Annotated in this window: 18 protein-coding genes and 1 tRNA gene; 7 read left to right on the top strand and 12 right to left on the bottom strand. The window is 62.2% G+C overall.

Translation table 11 applies throughout. From position 1 onward, the window contains the following. Positions 1-4: 4 nt before the first annotated feature. From SALA_RS03815 to SALA_RS03800, 4 genes are all read right to left on the bottom strand, one after another. On the bottom strand, positions 5-1,354 hold the full coding sequence (locus SALA_RS03815) for an ATP-binding protein (protein WP_153802627.1): 1,350 nt from the start codon (positions 1,352-1,354) through the stop codon (positions 5-7). Further along, a complete protein-coding gene (locus SALA_RS03810; protein WP_011541068.1) occupies positions 1,351-2,085 on the bottom strand; it encodes a response regulator in 735 nt (244 codons plus the stop codon). Before SALA_RS03810 ends, SALA_RS03815 begins: the two co-directional genes overlap by 4 nt. Positions 2,086-2,225: 140 nt before the next feature. Next, positions 2,226-2,837: an EF-hand domain-containing protein gene (locus SALA_RS03805; protein WP_011541067.1), complete on the bottom strand. Its 612-nt coding sequence runs from the start codon at positions 2,835-2,837 to the stop codon at positions 2,226-2,228. A gap of 194 nt (positions 2,838-3,031) precedes the next feature. Further along, positions 3,032-3,105 (bottom strand) — tRNA-Gly (locus tag SALA_RS03800). 101 nt (positions 3,106-3,206) lie between these two features. On the opposite strand from SALA_RS03800, the gene dinB reads away from it, so the two are divergent. Next, a complete protein-coding gene (dinB, locus tag SALA_RS03795; RefSeq protein ID WP_011541066.1) occupies positions 3,207-4,337 on the top strand; it encodes a DNA polymerase IV in 1,131 nt (376 codons plus the stop codon). A 246-nt stretch (positions 4,338-4,583) separates the two neighbouring features. On the opposite strand, the gene SALA_RS03790 is transcribed toward dinB, so the two are convergent. The 3 genes from SALA_RS03790 to SALA_RS03780 all read right to left on the bottom strand — a co-directional run bounded on the left by SALA_RS03790 (position 4,584) and on the right by SALA_RS03780 (position 8,396). Further along, on the bottom strand, positions 4,584-5,060 hold the full coding sequence (locus SALA_RS03790; protein WP_153802625.1) for a hypothetical protein: 477 nt from the start codon (positions 5,058-5,060) through the stop codon (positions 4,584-4,586). 51 nt (positions 5,061-5,111) lie between these two features. Next, complete coding sequence (locus SALA_RS03785; protein WP_041383073.1) at positions 5,112-6,704, bottom strand: peptide chain release factor 3; 1,593 nt, start codon at positions 6,702-6,704, stop codon at positions 5,112-5,114. A gap of 294 nt (positions 6,705-6,998) precedes the next feature. Continuing rightward, positions 6,999-8,396, bottom strand: a complete 1,398-nt coding sequence (locus SALA_RS03780; RefSeq protein ID WP_011541063.1) for a glycoside hydrolase family 43 protein — start codon at positions 8,394-8,396, stop codon at positions 6,999-7,001. An 83-nt stretch (positions 8,397-8,479) separates the two neighbouring features. Here SALA_RS03780 and SALA_RS03775 point away from each other — a divergent pair, with 83 nt between their 5' ends. The 5 genes from SALA_RS03775 to SALA_RS03755 all read left to right on the top strand — a co-directional run bounded on the left by SALA_RS03775 (position 8,480) and on the right by SALA_RS03755 (position 13,528). Next, positions 8,480-9,313 (top strand): phytanoyl-CoA dioxygenase family protein, encoded by an 834-nt coding sequence (locus tag SALA_RS03775; protein ID WP_011541062.1) that lies wholly within the window; start codon positions 8,480-8,482, stop codon positions 9,311-9,313. Positions 9,314-9,421: 108 nt separating this feature from the next. Continuing rightward, positions 9,422-10,468: an ABC transporter ATP-binding protein gene (locus tag SALA_RS03770; protein WP_237700919.1), complete on the top strand. Its 1,047-nt coding sequence runs from the start codon at positions 9,422-9,424 to the stop codon at positions 10,466-10,468. Next, positions 10,465-11,337 (top strand): carbohydrate ABC transporter permease, encoded by an 873-nt coding sequence (locus SALA_RS03765; RefSeq protein WP_011541060.1) that lies wholly within the window; start codon positions 10,465-10,467, stop codon positions 11,335-11,337. The genes SALA_RS03770 and SALA_RS03765 overlap by 4 nt, the downstream gene beginning before the upstream one ends. After that, complete coding sequence (locus tag SALA_RS03760; RefSeq protein WP_011541059.1) at positions 11,334-12,170, top strand: carbohydrate ABC transporter permease; 837 nt, start codon at positions 11,334-11,336, stop codon at positions 12,168-12,170. Before SALA_RS03765 ends, SALA_RS03760 begins: the two co-directional genes overlap by 4 nt. Next, positions 12,167-13,528: an ABC transporter substrate-binding protein gene (locus SALA_RS03755; RefSeq protein ID WP_011541058.1), complete on the top strand. Its 1,362-nt coding sequence runs from the start codon at positions 12,167-12,169 to the stop codon at positions 13,526-13,528. Before SALA_RS03760 ends, SALA_RS03755 begins: the two co-directional genes overlap by 4 nt. Here the strand turns inward: SALA_RS03755 and SALA_RS03750 are convergent. The 5 genes from SALA_RS03750 to SALA_RS03730 form a co-directional block, all read right to left on the bottom strand. Further along, the gene (locus tag SALA_RS03750; RefSeq protein WP_011541057.1) at positions 13,476-14,330 is read right to left on the bottom strand and encodes an SMP-30/gluconolactonase/LRE family protein; all 855 of its coding nucleotides are present in this window, start codon (positions 14,328-14,330) and stop codon (positions 13,476-13,478) included. The two genes, SALA_RS03755 and SALA_RS03750, sit on opposite strands and share 53 nt — an antisense overlap. Continuing rightward, positions 14,331-15,020, bottom strand: a complete 690-nt coding sequence (locus tag SALA_RS03745; RefSeq protein ID WP_041383071.1) for a FadR/GntR family transcriptional regulator — start codon at positions 15,018-15,020, stop codon at positions 14,331-14,333. A gap of 101 nt (positions 15,021-15,121) precedes the next feature. Next, positions 15,122-16,042, bottom strand: coding sequence for a Gfo/Idh/MocA family protein (locus SALA_RS03740; RefSeq protein WP_011541055.1), 921 nt, complete (start codon positions 16,040-16,042; stop codon positions 15,122-15,124). Then, the gene (locus SALA_RS03735; protein ID WP_011541054.1) at positions 16,039-16,683 is read right to left on the bottom strand and encodes a 2-dehydro-3-deoxy-6-phosphogalactonate aldolase; all 645 of its coding nucleotides are present in this window, start codon (positions 16,681-16,683) and stop codon (positions 16,039-16,041) included. Before SALA_RS03735 ends, SALA_RS03740 begins: the two co-directional genes overlap by 4 nt. After that, positions 16,680-17,579, bottom strand: a complete 900-nt coding sequence (locus SALA_RS03730; protein WP_011541053.1) for a 2-dehydro-3-deoxygalactonokinase — start codon at positions 17,577-17,579, stop codon at positions 16,680-16,682. The genes SALA_RS03735 and SALA_RS03730 overlap by 4 nt, the downstream gene beginning before the upstream one ends. Before the next feature lie 144 nt (positions 17,580-17,723). Here SALA_RS03730 and dgoD point away from each other — a divergent pair, with 144 nt between their 5' ends. Beyond that, positions 17,724-18,860, top strand: coding sequence for a galactonate dehydratase (dgoD, locus tag SALA_RS03725; protein ID WP_011541052.1), 1,137 nt, complete (start codon positions 17,724-17,726; stop codon positions 18,858-18,860). The last annotated feature ends 33 nt before the right edge of the window (positions 18,861-18,893 follow it).

The raw sequence follows: 18,893 nt of genomic DNA, 5'->3' as shown, positions 1-18,893 counted from the left end.
CGGCTCACCGCCCCTGAACCGGCAACGCGATCACCGCATCGAGCCCGCCGCCCGCGCGGTTCGCAAGTGTCAGCGTTCCTCCCTCGCCCTCCGCAATTTCGCGGGCGATCGACAGGCCCAGGCCAGCACCGCCAGTCGCACGGTTGCGCGACAACTCGCCACGCGCGAAGGGTTCGACCAGCGTACGGATCTGCTCGTCGGTCAGGCCGGGGCCGTCGTCCGACACGATAATCCGCGCCTTGCCGCCCTCTACCATCACCGACAGCCGCGCGCGCACGCCATAGGCGACGGCATTGTCGACGAGGTTGCGCACCGCGCGCTTCAGCAGCATCGGCCGCGCGTGCACCGTCGCCGGGGCCAACGCCCCCGCCGCGACATCCTTGCCGCGCTCGCGATAGTCGGCAATGATTTCGCCGACGAGTTCGTCCAGTGCGAGCGCCCCGACCGCCTCGGTCCCCGCGCCCGACCGCGCCAGCGCCAATATATCGGTCAGCATCGCGGTCATTTCGTCGATGCTGGCGATCATCTTGTCGCGCAGCCGATCATCCTCGACCTGCTCGACGCGGACGCGCAGGCTGGCAAGCGGGGTGCGCAAGTCATGCCCGACCGCGCCGAGCATCCGGTCCTTGTCGGCCAGCATCGCCGCGATGCGCGCGCGATAGGCGTTGAAAGCCGCAATCAGGTCGCGCACGTCCGACGGTCCCGCCTCCGCGAGCGGCACCGCCTCGTGCAGCGCAGGGCTGGCGCGCGCCGCGCGCGTCAGGTCGCGGAGCGGCGCGGCGACGCGCCACGCGATCACGAGGATCGGGATCAGCAGCAAGAGGTAGAGCGACAGCGTCTGCCAGACGAGGAAGCCCTGCAAGCGGCGACCGTCGGGCGCGACGCGGGTGCGTACGCCATAGAAGCGCCCATCCACCTCGGCGACGACGAGCACGGTGCGACCGGGCAGCCGTGTGCGCCCCAGCCGCGGCCGCTGCGGCAAGGCCCACGCGGTGACGGCTGCGGCATCGACCTCGGCCTCGGCGAGCAGGTCGTGCACATAGTCCGCCATCGCCGGCAGCGCGACCGCGCGCTCGGGCACCGGCGGCGCGCTGGCGCCGACCCAGAGTTTCGGGATGCGCGCCCGGCCAGAACGCTGGCGGCGATCGGGCATCGCCGCGATCCGGCCGCTTTCGTGGCGGTCGATCGCATCGATGATCCGCGCCACCGCCATGCCGCCGCCATGCGCGAGCATCTGTTGCTTTTGTCCGCGCACGAGCAGCGCAAAATTGACCGCCTGCGCGACGAACAGCATCACCGCGACCGCGAAGACCAGCTGCCCGATCAGGCTGCGGGGCCAAAGTCGCAGCCTCACGCAGCGGGGCCCAGTCGCTTGACCTCGCACGCGAGCGTATAACCCCCGCCCCAGACGGTCTTGACGATCTGCGGATGCGCGGGATCGGCCTCGATCTTCTTGCGCAGCCGACTGACCAGATTGTCGATCGCGCGATCGAAAATATCGGCCTCGCGCCCGCGCACCAGATCGAGCAGCCGGTCACGGCTCATCACCTGCCGCGGGTGGCGCACCAGCGCGTGGAGCAGGTGATATTCGCCCGACGACAGCGCGACTTCGCTCCCCTTTCCATCGACCAGAACGCGCTCGACTTCGCGAAGCACCCAGTCGCCAAAGGCATAGCAGGTGCCGCCCGCGTCGAGCGAGCGCCCGTTCTGCTGCGTCCGGCGCAGCACCGTGCGGATGCGCGCGACCAGTTCGCGAGGGTTGAAGGGTTTGACGACATAATCGTCGGCGCCGATCTCCAGTCCGATGATCCGTTCGGTATCCTCGGCGCGCGCGGTCAGCAGGATGACCGGGATGCTGCTCGTCTCGCGCAGGTGGCGGGTGAGCGAGAGTCCGTCCTCGCCGGGCATCATGATGTCGCTGACCACAAGGTCGACCGATTTGGCGCGCAGCACCGATCGCGCCTCGGCGGCGCTCGCGGCATCGGTCACGGCAAAGCCCTGCGCGGTCAGATATTCGCCCAGCGGCTCGCGGATCGACGGTTCGTCGTCGATCAGCAGGATGCGCGGCATGTCGCTATCGGTCATCGGGGTTCCGTCACTCAAGCTGGTTCGCCCACCGACCGCGAACGACCGGTGGGCGATAGCTGGCAGGGACCGGCGGCAAAGGCAATGCCGGGAGGGGGGGGAGGAAGCATCGCGCCGCCCGTCGCCCTTGCCAGAATGGCTTACTCGCCGGTCGCGGCGGCCGCGCGTTTGGCGCGCCATTCGGCGCGTTTCGCCTCGCGGGCGGCCTGGCGTTCCTCGGCGGTTACCTGCTTGTCCCTGTTCGCATCGGCGGCGTCGAAACGCGCGAGCGCAGCCGTCTGGAACTCGGCCTGGCTGATCGCCTTGTCGCCGTCGGTATCGGCCCTGGCCATCATCATCGCGTGATGGCCGCCGCGCTTGCCGTGATGGCCGCGCATCGCGTGGCGCCTGCCCTTGCCGTCTTCGCCCGCTGCGGCGCGTTTCTCGCCGCGTTCGGCGCGCTTCGCCGCACGATCGGCGCCATGCTGATCCCATTCGGCGCGGCTGATATTGCCGTCCTTGTCGGCGTCGATCCGCTCGAACATCCTGGCCTGCATTTCGGCGCGCTTGGCGGTGCGGTCGGCGGCGTCGAGCTTACCGTCCTTGTTCGTATCCATCCGCGCGAACGCCCGGGTCGCGTGGGCCTCGGCCTCGGCGCGCGTCAACGTGCCATTACCATCGGCGTCGCCGCGCGGGCCGCCGCCAGCGGCGGCAAAGCCGGGCACCGCGATCAAGGCAGCGCCCAGCGTCAATAGAGCGATCTTTCTGTTCACGTCCAAAACTCCTTCGTGGCGATGCGAGGAAAAGGCCCGCGCTCGCGATGAAGGGTTTTTAGTCGCGATTTGTCCCAACGCCGTGCCGGGTTGCCGAAAAATTGTCGCAAATTGTCGCAATAAGGCGCCGCCATTCATCGCGGTGCAAGGGAAATGGCCAAACGCCGAGCACCCATCTTGATAACTGATGGCGGTGGAGCGGGTAGCGGGAATCGAACCCGCCTAGCTAGCTTGGAAGGCTAGAGCATTACCACTATGCTATACCCGCTCGTCCAAGGTCGGCGGCGATTGCCATTTTGATCGGTCGCCGTCAAGCGCGACGTCACGCGCGCCATTGAGAACATCATGGCAACATGATAGCTTTGCGTTGTGGACGACAGCGACGATCATGGCCTCGACGACGGCGCGGACCCGCCCCCGGTCCGCAAGATCATCCACGTCGACATGGACGCCTTTTACGCTTCGGTCGAACAGCGCGACGATCCCGCGCTCCGCGGCAAGCCGGTTGCGGTCGGCGGATCGTCGCGGCGCGGCGTCGTTGCGGCCGCCTCCTATGAGGCGCGGCGGTTCGGCGTACGCTCGGCAATGCCCAGCATTACCGCGAAGCGCCAGTGCCCCGGCCTCATCTTCGTGCCGCCGCGTTTCGAGGTTTACCGCGAGGTGTCGCATCAGATCCGCGCGATTTTCCGCGATTATGCCGACGAGGTCGAGCCGCTGTCGCTCGACGAGGCCTATCTCGACGTCAGCGCCGACAAGGCGGGACTCGGCAGCGCGACCGCGACCGCGCGGCTGATCCGCCGCCGCATCCGCGAAGAAACCGGGCTCACCGCCTCGGCCGGGGTATCCTATAACAAGTTCATCGCCAAGCTGGCGTCGGACCAGAACAAGCCGGACGGCCTCACCGTCATCCCGCCGGGCAAGGGCGCCGCCTTTGTCCAGACGCTGTCGATCCGTCGTTTCCACGGCATCGGCCCTGTTACCGCGGCAAAAATGGAGGGGCTCGGCGTCTTTTCGGGCGCCGACCTAGCCGCGAAAGATCCGTTGTGGCTCGCCGAGCATTTCGCCAACAGCGCCGAATGGCTCTATAACCTTGCCCGCGGGATCGACCATCGCCGCGTCAAGTCGAACCGGCCGCTCAAATCCTTGGGCGGCGAGCGCACCTTCTTCAACGACCTGATCACCGATACCGAAATCCGCGAGGCGCTGGCGCATGTCTGCACCGTGGTATGGGACCGCGCGGTGAAAAAGGGCGCACGCGGGCGCACGGTGACGCTGAAGTTGCGCTACGCCGATTTCCGCACGATCACGCGCGCGAAGTCGGTGCCTTCGCCGATCCGCGATGGCGCCAGCCTGCTCGCGGTGGGCGAGGCAATCCTGGCTCCCCTGCTGCCCAGCGAACAGGGCATCCGCCTGCTCGGTGTCACGCTGAGCAAGTTCGAGGGCGAAGAGGAGGAGGGGGACGAAGCCCCCGCCCCCGCCGACCTGCTCAGCCTTATTTAGGGTCAGGACCCATTAATTACCCGTTCGAGGCGTCGAAATGGCGAAGATATCGGGCCTTGGCGGGTGCGGCGGGTAGCATCGCTACCCGCAAGGCCGCGAAGGTCCGAGATTGAAGCCATTTCGGCGTCCCTTCGGGATTTGACCGATTTTGCCCATGGCAGCGTCGAAAAGTCTTGAAATATATCTATATTCCTGCGCCTTTTCTCCTCGCCCTGAGCAAAATCGCTTCAAACCTCGAACGGGTAATTAATGGGTCCTGACCCTAGCGAGCGCGGGCGCGAAACGCCGCATCGCGGCCTTCATCTTGGGCGACATCGCCTGATAGGAACAGCGGATCAGCCTCTCATCGGCGACCTGAATCTCGTCGCGAAAAGGCGCGCCGACACGGTAGAGCGCGCGATCGGTGCCGGTCGCCTTGATGCGGAAATAGCCCGCACCGTCAAAGCCGCCGAACTGCATCTGGGTAAAGCCGCCCCCGACCGCGCGCGTCTGGGTGATCGCTTGCAACTCGGCCGCGGGGCCGAGATTGCCCGTCGGCCCGTAATAATAGACCGAGCCCCAACGCCTGCCGTCAAAGATATAGCCATAGCGCGCCGTCGCGCATTGCTGGTCGTCGTTGGTCCAGAACCCGGACGCGATCGGCAATTTGATCGCCGACTGCGCCATTGCCGACGCACTGCCCGCGGCCGCCGCCAGCACCACTATCCATCCGCGCATCGTCACCCCCACCGCCCAACAAAGGTGACGTCATGGTGGCGAAAGTGGCGCGCGTAATCAACCCGCGGGAGCGAAAACCCGTTCCTTCGTCGCGGTGAAGCGGATCGCGGGATTGCGCTGGGTGACATAGCCGACCTCCCACGCATCCTTTGCCATGAACACCGGCGCGCCGTCGCGGTCGATCGCCCCGGCGCCGCGATTGTCAGCCTGGAACGCCTTCAATGCCGCCGGATCGTCGCTCGCGATCCAGCGCGCGGTCTCCCACGGCGACGCCTCGAGCTTCGCCTCGACCTTATATTCGGCCTCCAGCCGGCTGATCAGCACGTCGAGTTGCAGCTGGCCAACGACGCCGACGATCATGTTGGCGCCGATCTGGGGATAGAAGACCTGGATGATCCCCTCCTCGGCCATGTCGTCGAGCGCTTTCCTCAGCTGCTTGGTCTTGGTCGGATCGACCAGCGCGACGCGGCGCAGGATCTCGGGCGCGAAATTGGGCAGGCCAGTGATCATGATGTCGCTGCGTTCGGAGAGCGTATCGCCGACGCGCAGCGTGCCATGGTTCGGAATGCCGATGATGTCGCCGGGATAAGCCTCCTCGGCCATTTCGCGGTCCTGCGCGAGGAACAGCATCGGGCGGCTGATCGCGATCGCCTTGCCGGTCCCGCCCTGCATCAACCGCATCCCGCGCTCGAACTTGCCCGAACAGAGCCGCATGAAAGCGATGCGGTCGCGGTGCGCGGGGTTCATGTTCGCCTGTACCTTGAACACGAAGCCGGTGACGGCATCGTCGTCGGGGCGCACCGGCGCGGGTTCGGCGGGTTGCGGCTGCGGTCCCGGCGCGTGGCTGGCGAGCCCCGCGAGCAGGTCGGTGACGCCGAACTCCTTGAGCGCCGACCCGAAAAACACCGGCGTCAGGTCGCCGCCGCGATAGGCCGCGACGTCGAACGGCGCATAACAGGCCGACGCGAGTTCGGTCTCCTCTTTCAAAAGCGCCAGCCCGTCGGGGCTCAAGCGTTGGGCGAGCCGGGGATCGTCCAGTCCCGCAACCGCGATCCGCTCGCCCTCATACATGCGCGACGCATCGCCGCCGGGCACCATCAGCGCCGGATCGGCCAGGTCGTAAATCCCCTCGAACTGCCCGCCCATGCCGACCGGCCAGTTCATCGGGCAGACGTCGAGCGCGAGCCGGTCGGCGATCTCGTCGAGCAGCTCGAACGGCGTCTGCCCCTCGCGATCGACCTTGTTGATGAAGGTGATGATCGGCACCGAGCGCAGGCGGCACACCTCGAACAGCTTCAGCGTCTGCGGCTCGATGCCCTTGGCGGCGTCGATCACCATCACCGCGCTGTCGACCGCGGTCAGCGTGCGATAGGTATCCTCGCTGAAATCCTCGTGCCCCGGCGTGTCGAGCAGGTTGAAGATCAGCCCGGCATGTTCGAAGGTCATCACCGAAGACGTCACCGAAATGCCGCGCTGCTGCTCGATTTTCATCCAGTCCGACCGCGCGCGCCGTGCCGCGCCGCGCGCCTTCACCTCGCCCGCGATGTGGATCGCGCCGCCCGCGACGAGCAGTTTCTCGGTCAGCGTCGTCTTGCCCGCGTCGGGGTGCGAGATGATGGCGAAGGTGCGGCGTTCGGGGTGCTTGGACATGGCGCGGGCGCCTAGCAGGTGACAGGGCAAGTGGAAAGGGGCTGGCACGGGGCGCACGGGGGCCACCCCTGTCGACCGTTGCAAAGGCTGGTCCTCGATGCGGAAAGATACGAACCTGGAGCGGAGCGGATGTTTCATCCACTAAATGTTCAGTCCCAGCATGGATGGTGCAGGATTGTCATCGTCACAGCGGGAGGGATATGGGCCAGCTTTTACACGGGAGCGCCCGCACGACAGAGGCAGTCCGTCGAGCGATACGATCTGTCACGCTACCGACGACCTGGATTCTTTGTTTTACTTCAAGCTTACCTTTTTATGGTCGAATGTTAATTCTGCCGTCAATAGCGCCCTGAAAGTGTTGTATCCGCCCGTGTTCGGAAAAAACGCATGGAAGAACAACTGCGGCTTACCGTCGAGTCCCGAAGCAACGGATGCGTGCCCCGGCGCCCACCAATCGGGTCTGGACCTGAGCAACGGCTCCGGCTGCTTCTCATATGGTCCCAGCGGGTGGTCGGCAACCGCGACACCGATGCCATAGGCTGGTGTGCCGAAATCGTTTCCGGCGTAAAAAAGCCAGTATCGATTTTCCTGCAACGTAACCCACGGACCCTCGATCAGGTGCCCCTCCCAGTCAAGATCGTTCACAAGAACAACGGTCTTGTCGCCGACCAACTCCCCGGTTTCCGACATTCGCTGAGCGTATATTGGTGTGCTCATGGCCTCACAAATCAGTGATGCATCGGGATAGCTTGCGAGCGTCGCCTTCACATGACGCCAGTTATCAATCACCGCCTCAATCAACGGCTGCATGAAGAAGAAACGTTCCATCGGGCGCCGTGTCTGGGCGAAGGGAAGCAGAGCGGCGGCGACGGCCGCCGTTTTGCGGTCTGCCGGCGCAGAAAACAGCTGCTCGATCAGTTCGGGTCGTTTGCCGATCAATCCGGCTAACGGACGCGGCCAGACGCCGTTGGTGTCCCTTTTCCAGTACAGGTAGCGGTCGCCATTTCGGTCGATGAAGATATGGCTGTCGATGACGCCGCCGCTCATGACCGGCTGTGTGCCGTCTTGGGTCATTCCTGTGGTGTTATAAGCAAAACCGGCAATAAGAGGTCGCCCGAGGTCGCGCCACGGACCTTCAGGATGATTACTTTTGGCCATTCCGATCGCAAGAGCATTGTTGTGCTGGCGAGCGGTATACACCAGCCAGTATTCATCGCCCACTCTGGCCATTTCGGGTGCCCAATAATCCCCGACATGACGACCATGCGCAGTCCATTCGGGCGCATGCCCTTCGGCAAATACAAATCCCTTATGCTCCCAATGTTCGAGATCGGCACTGAACAGAATCGGAAAGGCGTCGGGGGCATCGTTGGACGTGGCGACAAGGTAATAACCTTCGTCCGTCTTGAGCACCGCAGGGTCACCATAGCCGGCGCTGGTCAGCGGGCTCAGATTCTGGGTGATCAGCGGTTTCCAAACGCCCGAGTCGGTCGTTTCTACGCCAGGCCCGTCAAACACATGCGGAGCGCGTGAGCCGATATCGTCTGCCAGCCGGGAAAAAAATGCCTGGTAGTCCGCGTGGCTGCTGCCTGCGATCGTATATTCACGTGTCCGCCCATCGGCTGTGATCGAAAGCCTGACGCCATCGCCTTCGGCCACGGCATCAACGACAATTTGCTGATTCGATTTCATCGCGCCGCATTACCGACTCGCAAAATCCGAGGGAAGGGGCTAAATAAGATTTATATGATTAAATGGCGAAAGGGAGGCGCTGGGTGACCGAGGACCCGCTTTATGAAACCGCTGAGATAATGGCGGGCATATATGGCGATGGCTATATTTCGTTGACCAATGCCTATGAGGTTGCGCTGGTCGACAAGATGCGCGCGAGCATAGAGCTGCTATATGCCGAAGCGCGGCAGACGGATCATGGGATCCTGCCACGGGGGCCGGAAAGATGGTATGTCGAGGTCGCGCCGGAACGAATCGACGCCTTCGCCGACATCGTGTCTCACCCCTGGTTCCTGGCTGTGAATGAGGCGATACTCGGTCCCGAATGGCGAATAGTCGAAGTAGGATTTGACATCCCCTTTCCTGGCGCGACGATGCAACCATGGCATCGCGATTTCAGATCCCCCGAGGCAACCAGCAGAGGACGCCGCATAACGTCGCTCGCGTTCAATCTCACTGCGGTCGACACGACACCGGATATGGGCCCTTTCGAGATCGCGCCCGGAACGCAGTGGGATGCAATCGACGAATGCCCGCACGGCATGTTTCCCGATCGTTCTCGCTGGCCGCGTTATGAAAGACTTGGGGTCGCGAAACTCGCCCAGCGCGGAACGATTTCAGCCCGTTCGGCACTCACCATTCATCGCGGGACGGCAAACCGATCCGACAAAGCGAGGCCGGTGCTCGTCATCGGCGTCGATGGTCCTGACGCTGCCAATTCCGCTCACCATGATTTGCAGATGACCCGCGCCTTCGAAGCAAGTTTGCCGCCAGTCTTGAAAGGCCGGTTCAATGGACGCGTGGTCGAGCAGATTGGTTGCGTACGCCAATACCATGTCATCGACGGATTGATCGAACCGGTGGTCGACGGTTATTGACGAACATATCTACGCTCGATAATAGATAATATAAATACGATAAATTGGGGAGCGGATTTGACCTGTCTTTCGCTGATCGACGTGTGCAAAAGCTACGGTAGCATTCATGTGCTCGACGGCGTGTCGCTTGCAATGGAGCGCAAGGAGTTCATTGCATTTCTGGGACCGTCGGGCAGCGGCAAATCGACTTTGCTGCGCATCATCGCCGGATTGGAAACAGCGGATAGCGGCGAAGTGTGGCTCGATGGCACGCGGATCGACAGGCTGGCTCCGGGTGATCGCGGTGTGGCGCTCGTTTTCCAGCAATATGCGCTGTATCCGCATATGACCGTACGCGAGAATATGGCGTTCGGGCTTCGCAACGCCAAGGTGCCGGCAAATGAAATAACCGACCGAATTGAAACGGTCGCGGCAACGCTCGAGATCGACCGGTTGCTCGACCGAAAGCCTGGCCAGCTTTCGGGCGGCCAGCGTCAGCGGGTGGCAATTGGCCGGGCTATTGTCAAAGCGCCCAAGCTGTTCCTTCTCGACGAGCCGCTGTCCAATCTTGACGCCGCGCTTCGCAACCGCACGCGCGTCGAGCTTTCCCAGTTGCGCCAGCGGGTCGATGCGTCCGTGATCATGGTGACGCACGATCAGGCCGAAGCGATGACGCTGGCTGATCGTATTGTGGTGATGAACGACCGGAGAATCCAGCAGATCGGCACGCCGATGGACATTTACAGCCGCCCCGCCAACCGCTTCGTCGCGCGCTTCGTCGGCTCGCCTGCGATGACCATGCTGCCGGTTTCGCTTGACCCGACCAGCGGCGAGACTGCCATCGTCCGGTTTGCAGACGGCACGAAGGTTGCGACCCTGGTGGCCTGTGACGCTATTCGTGACGATCAAAATATCGAGCTGGGACTGCGGCCCGAATCCGTGACCATTTCCGCGCCTGGCACCGGCACCCTCGACGGCGTGGCGATCATCGTTGAACGGCTGGGCGACCGCACCCTTGTTTACGCACAGCTCGCCGACGGGTCGGAAATCACTGCCGTCGATCGGGGCGACAGCATGATACGGATGGGCGACCGCATCGGCCTGCTGATCGATGGCGCCAGTGCGCATCTGTTCGCACAGGATGGCACGGGTCATCATGCAGGCACGCCTGCATGACGGCGCGCGACCGGCTCGGGGGTTATGCCTTCGTCCTGCCGTTCGTGGCGGCGTACAGCTTCCTGCTGATCGTCCCCTTTATCATGGGCGCGTGGATCAGTTTCCACCGCGCCGATCTTTTCGGGGCGCGCCAATGGATCGGATTGGATAACTACGCCCGCCTCTTCGGCGACCCGGTCTTCTACCAGGCGATGGGAACGACATTCCTGCTGGCCCTGATGATCGTGCCGGCGCTGACGATCATCACCTTGATGCTTGCGCTGGCGCTGAACCGGGCAACGCGTGCGGCGGCAATATTTCGGGGGTTGTTCTTCTCCTCGTCGGTGCTTTCGGTCACGATCGTCACCCTGATCTGGCGCTTTGTCCTGACCCCGGACGCCGGGTTGATCGCGAAGCTGCTAACCGCATTGGGGATGGAGCCGCTGCCATTTCTCAGTCACCCCGATCTGGTCGTCCCTGCGATCGCGCTCACCACGATCTGGTGGGGCCTGGGGCTGCCAATGATGTTGTTTCTGGCAGGCTTGCAGCAGATTCCGCAGGACATGTACGAGGCGGCGGCGCTGGATCGCGCCAGTCGATGGACCGTGTTTCGCCGGATCACGCTTCCCTCGCTTCGCCGCACCACGATTTTGGTGGTCATGTTGCAGACCGCTGCCCAGCTACAGATATTCGGGCAGGCGCAGTTGCTTACATCGGGCGGACCAAGCGGCAGTTCGCGGCCGATCGTTCTCTACATCTATGAAATTGCGTTCGGCCGATGGGAACTTGGCTACGCCGTCGCCGCCGCCGAAGTCCTGTTCGTGCTGGTTCTCGCGCTGACACTGGGACAATATTGGTTCGGCACGCGCGATGAAGGGGCGTCTCGATGAGCGCGGCGAACGATCGCAATCGCCTCCCATGGCCCGCTTTGGTCGGCGTGTTGCTGGGCGCAGCCATCATGGTTGCGCCGCTGGTTTGGACGCTGCTGCTGTCGCTCAAGAGCAACAGCGATCTCATGCGCGACAGTGCATCCGCCCTGTCCCTGCCCTACACGCTCGACAATTACCGCGACATAATGACCGGGTCTGATGTGCCGCGCTGGTTGCTCAACAGCCTGATCGTTTCGACTGGCACAACTGTCGGCGTATTGATGCTTTGCTCGCTGGCCGGGTACGGCTTTGCGCGCCTCGACTTTCCCTTTCGCCGGACGCTGTTCATATTTGTGTTGCTGGGGCTTGCCATCCCCGAACAGGCGGTGATCCTTCCGCGCCACCAGTTATTTGCGGCGCTCGGTTGGCACAACAGCTATCCCGGCCTGATTTTTCCAGGGCTGGCCGCGCCCTTCGGGGTGTTTTTCATGACCCAGTATTTCCGTGCGATTCCCAGGGATCTCGATGAGGCGGCAATGCTCGACGGGGCTTCGCGGATCGCGATTTTCTGGAAGGTTCTGCTGCCTCTGTCGTTTCCGGCACAGGCGACGCTGGGCGTCTTCACCTTCCTCGGATCCTGGAACGATTACTGGTGGCCGCTCATCTCCGCCACCACCAGCGACAAATACACGCTGACCGTCGGGTTGGCATCGGCGCAGATGAACTATGCGCAAACCAGCGGGCTGGGCTTTCTGATGGCGCAAGCCGTTTTTGCATCCATCCCGATCCTGATCGTTTACATCATTTTTCAGAAACAGATTGTCGGCGCGATGGCCGGGGCGGCGACCCGGTGAGGCGCGCGAATATCGTTCTGGCCGCGCTTGCAGTGCTTCTGACCGGTAGTTGCGGCCAGACCGATGACCGGCCGACGTTGGTCATCCAGCGTTTTTTCGGCGAATGCGGCGCAATCTACGGAACCGCCACCGACGTCGCCAAGGCCGAAACCGAATGCGGGATATTGACCACGATTCTCAACCGGTTCGTGATCGAAAACCCGGACATCCATGTAAAGGTCAACGTCGTTGCCTGGCCGGGTTATCCGCAGTTGGCCGCCCAGATTGCCGCGGGCGATCCGCCCGATCTGGTGACGATGCACCAATCCGTAATCTCCGATTACCAGGCCAGGGGATTGCTCGCACCGATGGACGACCTCTTGGCCGAGGCCAAAATAGACACGGGCACCCTCACCCCGGCGGCGCAACGCGGCGCAATGAAAAACGGCAGATATTATGCGCTGCCATGGGACACTATTGGGCGGCTGTGGCACATCAACACTGGCTTGATGGCAAAGGCCGGCCTTATGGCCGATGGCAGGCCGGTACTGCCCAATACGCCTGCGGAACTGCTCGATCAGGCGCGCAAATTCAAACGGGCTACCGGCAAGCCTTATCTCATTCAGGCGCAGGTGAGCGCACCCGACTATCTCGTAGCAAATCTCTACACCTATTTGCTCGCGCAGGACGCTGTCATTTTTCCCGACAGCCGTCATATCCGACTCAACACGCCGCAGGCGCGCGAGATCGTCGAAATGTATCGCGCACTCAACGCCGAGAAGCTGACGACATCCCAGGATTTTCCCGGAGCGACAGCCAGTTTCCTCAACGGCGAGGGAGGCATCTTCCCGACCGGAACCTGGATGATCGGACCCTATCATGAAGCGTCCAAGGCGCCTGGTTCGCGGCTCGACGGCTATGCCGTGGCTCCGTTCCCGCGGCTTTGGGGAAAGAATGCGGCGTTTGTCGATGGACATGCCTGGGTGGTGCCTGCTGACGAGCGGAGCGTTGCTGAACGCCGTGCAATTGCTCGTTTTCTCGCTTTCATCGCCAAATATAACGGTGACTGGGTTCGCACCGGTCATCTTCCCGCATTTCGCGACGTGCTCGTTTCGCCTTCGTTTACGTCACAACCGCATCGCAGGGACATTGCGGCAATGGCCGCGACCGGCCAGCAATTGCCCGATTTCGTGCAGCGCCAGTCCGCAATCCAAGGGCTGATCGGAGAGGAACTCGAAGCGGCGGTGGCGGGAACCAAGCCGGTGAGCGTTGCACTGGCCCATGCCGAGCGACGGGTAAACGAACTCCTGGCGGAAATGCAGGAGATCAACCGGCGAACGGTAGTTCGGCAACGCCCCGGACACCCGGACGAACGGTAAATAGTCCGCCTGCGTTCGCCTGACCCGCCAGCTCTGCTTCGGTCAGATCCCGCGATGCCGTGCTTATAAAGATCTGGTCGAGCTGCGCGCCACCGAAGGCAACGCTCGTGGGCCTCGCCACAGGAACCGGAATCTCGGCGAGAAGTTTGCCATCTGGCGAGAACCGACGGATACACCAGCCATCCCAAAAGGCGATCCAGAGACAATCCTCGGCGTCAATCGTCATGCCGTCAGGATATCCGTCGTGATGACTGAACTGCAGGAATGTCTCGCGTTCGGCTGCATTGCCCTCGGCATCGATCGCAAAGCGGTAAACTTTCTGCATCGCGCTATCGGTATGATACATCGTCCGGCCATCAACGCTGAATGCCGGGCCATTGGTGACGCGATAGCCGGTGTCGATTGCTTTCCAGCTGAGATCGAAATCGACCCGATATAACGTGCCGCTGGGATGCACTTCCTTGCTGTCCATCGTCCCGGCCCAGAAGCGGCCGGCGCGGTCAACCTTGCCGTCGTTGAAGCGGTTATCGGTCAGATCAGCTTCGGGATTGCCGACGGGCGTTGCGACAAATTTCGCGTCGATCGCGAGCAAGCCATTATATCCAGCGCCAAAATATCCGCCGGAGGCGCGCGGAACGATCGAACAAATTCGCTCCGTCATCGGCAGGCGCGTGACGCCCTCGGCTTCGTTCCAGCGGAAAAGACAGGGTTGGTTGATATCAGTCCAAAAAAGGCTTTGCTCGCGCACAACCCAGCAAGGGCCCTCGCCCAGAATGGCGCCCACATTGGCAGCGCAGCGCATCTATCCGTTTCTTTCGGCTTCGGCGATCAGCACCATGACATCTGCAATCAGCGCTGCCATGGCCGCCTTGGCTTCGGACGGTCTGCGATTGGCGATCGCGTCAAGCACGGCTTTGTGCTGCGGCAGACTTGCGGTTCGCCCTTTGAACCGGTTGGTGAACCGGATCGACGTTCGAAGCGCCGTGGTGACGACATCGCGAAACTGCGCGTAGAAGGGATTGGCCGAAGCTTGCAAAATCGCGACATGGAACGCGATGTCCGCCTCCAGAGGGTCGTCTTCGTTCCGCTCCGCGGCTTCCATTCGCGCGTAACCGGCCTCGATTGCCGCAAGACCTTCCGGAGAATGCGCGCTCGACGCGAGCGCCGCAGCAGCCGGTTCAATGGCCTCGCGCAATTCCGAGAATTGCCGCAAGAGGCTGAGCGAGAACTTCCGGTCCAGCAGCCAGCGCAGCACATCGATATCGAACAGGTTCCAGCGGTCGGTCGACTGGATTGTCGTTCCCTTGCGCGGCCGCGCCGTGAGCAGTCCTTTTGCACCCAGCATCTTCACCGCTTCGCGAACGACCGAACGGCTCACGTCATATTGCTTCGCCAGTTCGGCTTCGGTCGGAAAGACCCTGTCGTCATATTGGCCGGTTACGATCGCTTTACCCAGCAGATCCAGCATGCCGTAGGTCAGGTTTCGACCCATCGCCGACGACGTGTTCAATCCCGTTTGCTCAGTCACTCAACTGCCCTCCAGCTCTTCGCGGACATGCATACAACCGAAAACATTGAAAGGGAGGGCCAATTTCAGGCAAAATCGTCCCCCGCATTTCGTTCGGCGGCCAGAAAGCAGTCAGCAACGATACGCAGCGGATCCCGATCGATCTTGCTGCACCGGCGACGCACGACGTCGGCGAAATCCTCATAGATGGCGCGATATTCGCTGCGCGGCGGCAAACTTCGCGGCGCGCCGTCGATCTCGAGTTGAGCGCCCCCTTCCATCAGGCGAACCGACTTGCCCGACGCCGTTTCAATCTGGATCTTCCATTCATCTTCATCCCCGCCACGCCAGTCCAGTATGGCTTTGCGATCGTCTCCATGGAAAAGAACTTCGGCCGAAATGGGCGTTTGCCGGTTTGCCGGGAACAGCATCGATACCCGGTTGACCAGGAGCGGCTCGTCCAGGATGTTGTTGAGGATCGAAAAACCATTGATCGCGGGATCGAACACGCCAAACCCTCCTGGCTGCCATATCCATTGCTGTCCGGGATGATATTTGCGGACATCTTCGCGCCACAGCATTGTAAGACTTGTAACGGCCTCCCCTTTCAGGGCCCGCGCGGCGACCGGCACGCCGGCTGCATATTGCGAATGCCAAGCTGTAAAGATCGGAACGTTTCGCAAGCGGGCAAGCGCAATCAGATAGTCGAGTTCCCCCAGGGTGGCGGTGGGCGGCTTTTCGAACAGCACGGGGAGACCCGCAGTGATGACCTCGCACGCAATTGCAAAGCGCGGAACTGGCGGGGTGCAAATGGCGACGGCGTCGATGCCCCCTGGCAGGCCCGCAAACATGTCGCCAACCGTGGAAAAGACGGGACATCGAATATGGCTGGGACGGTTGAGCGAAACGATCGCCGCGAGTTCGAAATCGGGGTTGGCAGCGATGGCCGGGAGATGCTGGTCTTCCGCGATTTTGCCGAAGCCGATCAGCGCAATGCGGAGGGTCACTGGCGCGCCCCCGGTTTGAGCGTAGCCACAAACCGGGCCGCGCGTTGATGAACCTGAGTCACTGTGTCGCCCGCGCGATAGAGAGCACCGCCAAGGCCAAAGCCGTCAGCGCCTGCCGCCAGCCATCGGCCAAAGTCGTCCGCGGTCACGCCGCCGACGACGAGCAGCGGCACATCGTTCGGCAATACCGCACGCTGCGCCTTCACCACCGCGGGCGTGGCAGCCTCGGCCGGAAATAATTTGATGCCGTGCGCGCCAGCGGCAATGGCCGCAAACGCTTCCGACGGCGTGAAATAACCGGGGACGGACACCAGTCCGGCAACAACAGTCTTTTTGATCACGGCCGCATCGGTGTTGGGTGACACGACGAGCCGCCCCCCTGCTTCCTCCACACGCGCGACCTGATCGACGTCCAGCACCGTTCCCGCACCCACCAGACCTTGGCCACCCACTGATTTTGAAAGGCGTCGAATGCTCTCGAACGGATCGGGCGAATTCAAGGGTATCTCGATAATCCGGATTCCAGCGGAAAGGAGGGCCTCGCCGACCCGAACAACCTCGTCCGGCGCAATGCCGCGCAAAATGGCAATGATGGGGCATTCAACGCGGTAACGATGGAATGCTTCGACGGCTGGGCTCACGAAATTCGCTCCTTTTCAAGATACGGGACAATGGCCGCGATACCGGCCAGGAAGGCCCGATCGCCATCGATGAGCCGGTATCCATGTCCTGCCGATTCGATGGCCAGAGCATAGAGACGGGTCAGGTCGGCACGCCCGATGAGGGCGATTTCTTCGCCGGGGCTGGCCTGAGCCAGACCGGCTCTTACGTCACTGCCAATAAGCAGCCCGCTGGCATAGGAGGCGCCGTCGCCCGGCCTATTCGACAACAGATATTGCGCGCGCACGGTGAAGAGGGCCGACGACAGCGATGCTCCGCTGAACGCTGCGTCCAAGCCTGCTCGAAACGGATCCCCGTCTACGGCCTCCGACTGCATTTGCGGTGACAATATGCTGCCCGTCCGGAGCAGATTGAATAACTCGCCGGTCATCATCGTCGTGAATCCGGCTATTTGCCCACGCTCCAACCGGATCCATTTCGCATGGGTTCCCGGATGACAGATGTAAGCGTCCGGCGACACAAGGCTGCCGTTCACAGCACCGATTGCCTGCACCTCTTCGCCCCGCATCACGTCCGGATGGCCGGAAGTCTGGCAGACACCCGGCACGATTCCGCTGCGATTGTCGTCGATCCAGACGATATTGTCGGCGAGCATCTTCGCGCTCGCCGGACAGGCGACATAAGGCGCCTGCTGCCAGCCCTGATCCGAACCCACCATCCCCGCGAGCAACATCGGCCAGGGTCCGAGTTGTTGCCGGATATCGGCCGCGGCGGCCTCGAAGCCGCCAGGTGGAACCGCCATTAACCCCAAATTGTCCGCGAACCGGGCAGAGACATTGCCGCTAGGGTCGACGAGCCACGCGCGCCTGTTGGTCGTCCCCCAGTCGACCGCGATATATTTTTCATTCCAGTCCAAGCGACCTGCTCCATTTCATTCGTTAGAGATCGCGTTCGATGTCGCCGCCGTCGCTGGCACGAAATCCCGATATCTATTGCGCTATATGTATTATCATATAAATGTGCAATCCGCGTTTGTCGTGATGGAAGCGAGCCCGTCTTTATGAAAATTGCCCGAATAGAAACATTTCATGTCCCGCCACGCTGGCTGTTTGTACGAATTGAAGCCGACAACGGCACAATCGGATGGGGCGAAGCCAGCCTGGAAGGCCATGCCGAAGCCGTGGACGGCGCACTTGACGCGATGCGGGATCGATTCATCGGCGCGGATCCCCGGAAAATAGAGGATATCTGGCAAGTCGCGTATCGGGGAGGCTTTTATCGGGGTGGGCCGGTCCTGATGTCGGCGCTCGCTGGCCTTGATCAGGCTTTGTGGGATCTAAAGGGACGACATTACGGGCTTCCGGCGTGGGAGATGCTTGGCGGCAAGGTTCGCGACAAGGTGCGCGCATATGCGTGGATCGGCGGCGATCGACCCGATGATATCGCCAACGCGGCCAAGGCTCGGCGACAACAGGGATTCACGGCAATAAAAATGAACGCCACGTCCGAGATCGATTATCTGACCGCGCCCAAACTCGATGACGTGGTGGAGCGTGTTCGTGCGGCCCAGAATGAAGGGCTCGACGTGGGCGTGGATTTTCATGGTCGGGTCCACAGACCCATGGCCAAGCAGCTCGCAAAACTGCTCGAACCGCTTGGACTTCTGTTCATCGAGGAGCCCATATTATCCGAGAATCCCGAGGCGCTCTCGCAGCTGGCCGGACTTGTGAGTACCCCGATCGCGGTGGGCGAACGCCTTTATTCGCGCTGGGACTTCAAACCTTTCCTCGCGAGTGGCGCTGTCGATATCATCCAGCCCGACCTGAGCCATGCCGGTGGTTTGACCGAATGCCGCAAGATTGCGGCAATGGCCGAGTCTTACGACGTGGCGGTGGCCCCGCATTGCCCGCTTGGTCCTCTTGCGCTCGGAGCATGCCTTCAGCTCGCGGCCTGCACGCCCAACGTCATCATCCAGGAAATGTCGTTGGGCATCCACTATAATGAAACGCACGACCTGCTCAGCTTTTGCGCAAATCCGGACGTTCTGACGCCAGAAGAGGGCTTCCTGGCTATTCCGGAAGGACCGGGCCTCGGCATTGAAATCGACGAGATAAAAGTGCGCGAAGCCGCCAAAAACCGTCATCGCTGGCGGAATCCAATCTGGCGGCATGCAGATGGCAGCGTGGCAGAATGGTGACAGTCGCCTCAAAAATTGACCTTGGATAATATA

The sequence above is a fragment of the Sphingopyxis alaskensis RB2256 genome (assembly GCF_000013985.1).
Classification (GTDB): Bacteria; Pseudomonadota; Alphaproteobacteria; order Sphingomonadales; family Sphingomonadaceae; genus Sphingopyxis; species Sphingopyxis alaskensis.
The sequence above is the reverse complement of the archived record's forward strand: the minus strand, read 5'-3'. Positions and strand labels throughout refer to the sequence as shown.

What these genes read in the sequence shown, in the direction of transcription:
- SALA_RS03810 (WP_011541068.1), bottom strand. Translation starts at nt 2,085, where the DNA reads ATGACCGATAGCGACATGCCGCGCATCCTGCTGATCGACGACGAACCG.
- SALA_RS03785 (WP_041383073.1), bottom strand. Translation starts at nt 6,704, where the DNA reads ATGTCCAAGCACCCCGAACGCCGCACCTTCGCCATCATCTCGCACCCC.
- SALA_RS03780 (WP_011541063.1), bottom strand. Translation starts at nt 8,396, where the DNA reads ATGAAATCGAATCAGCAAATTGTCGTTGATGCCGTGGCCGAAGGCGAT.
- SALA_RS03765 (WP_011541060.1), top strand. Translation starts at nt 10,465, where the DNA reads ATGACGGCGCGCGACCGGCTCGGGGGTTATGCCTTCGTCCTGCCGTTC.
- SALA_RS03760 (WP_011541059.1), top strand. Translation starts at nt 11,334, where the DNA reads ATGAGCGCGGCGAACGATCGCAATCGCCTCCCATGGCCCGCTTTGGTC.
- SALA_RS03750 (WP_011541057.1), bottom strand. Translation starts at nt 14,330, where the DNA reads ATGCGCTGCGCTGCCAATGTGGGCGCCATTCTGGGCGAGGGCCCTTGC.
- SALA_RS03745 (WP_041383071.1), bottom strand. Translation starts at nt 15,020, where the DNA reads ATGGGTCGAAACCTGACCTACGGCATGCTGGATCTGCTGGGTAAAGCG.
- dgoD (WP_011541052.1), top strand. Translation starts at nt 17,724, where the DNA reads ATGAAAATTGCCCGAATAGAAACATTTCATGTCCCGCCACGCTGGCTG.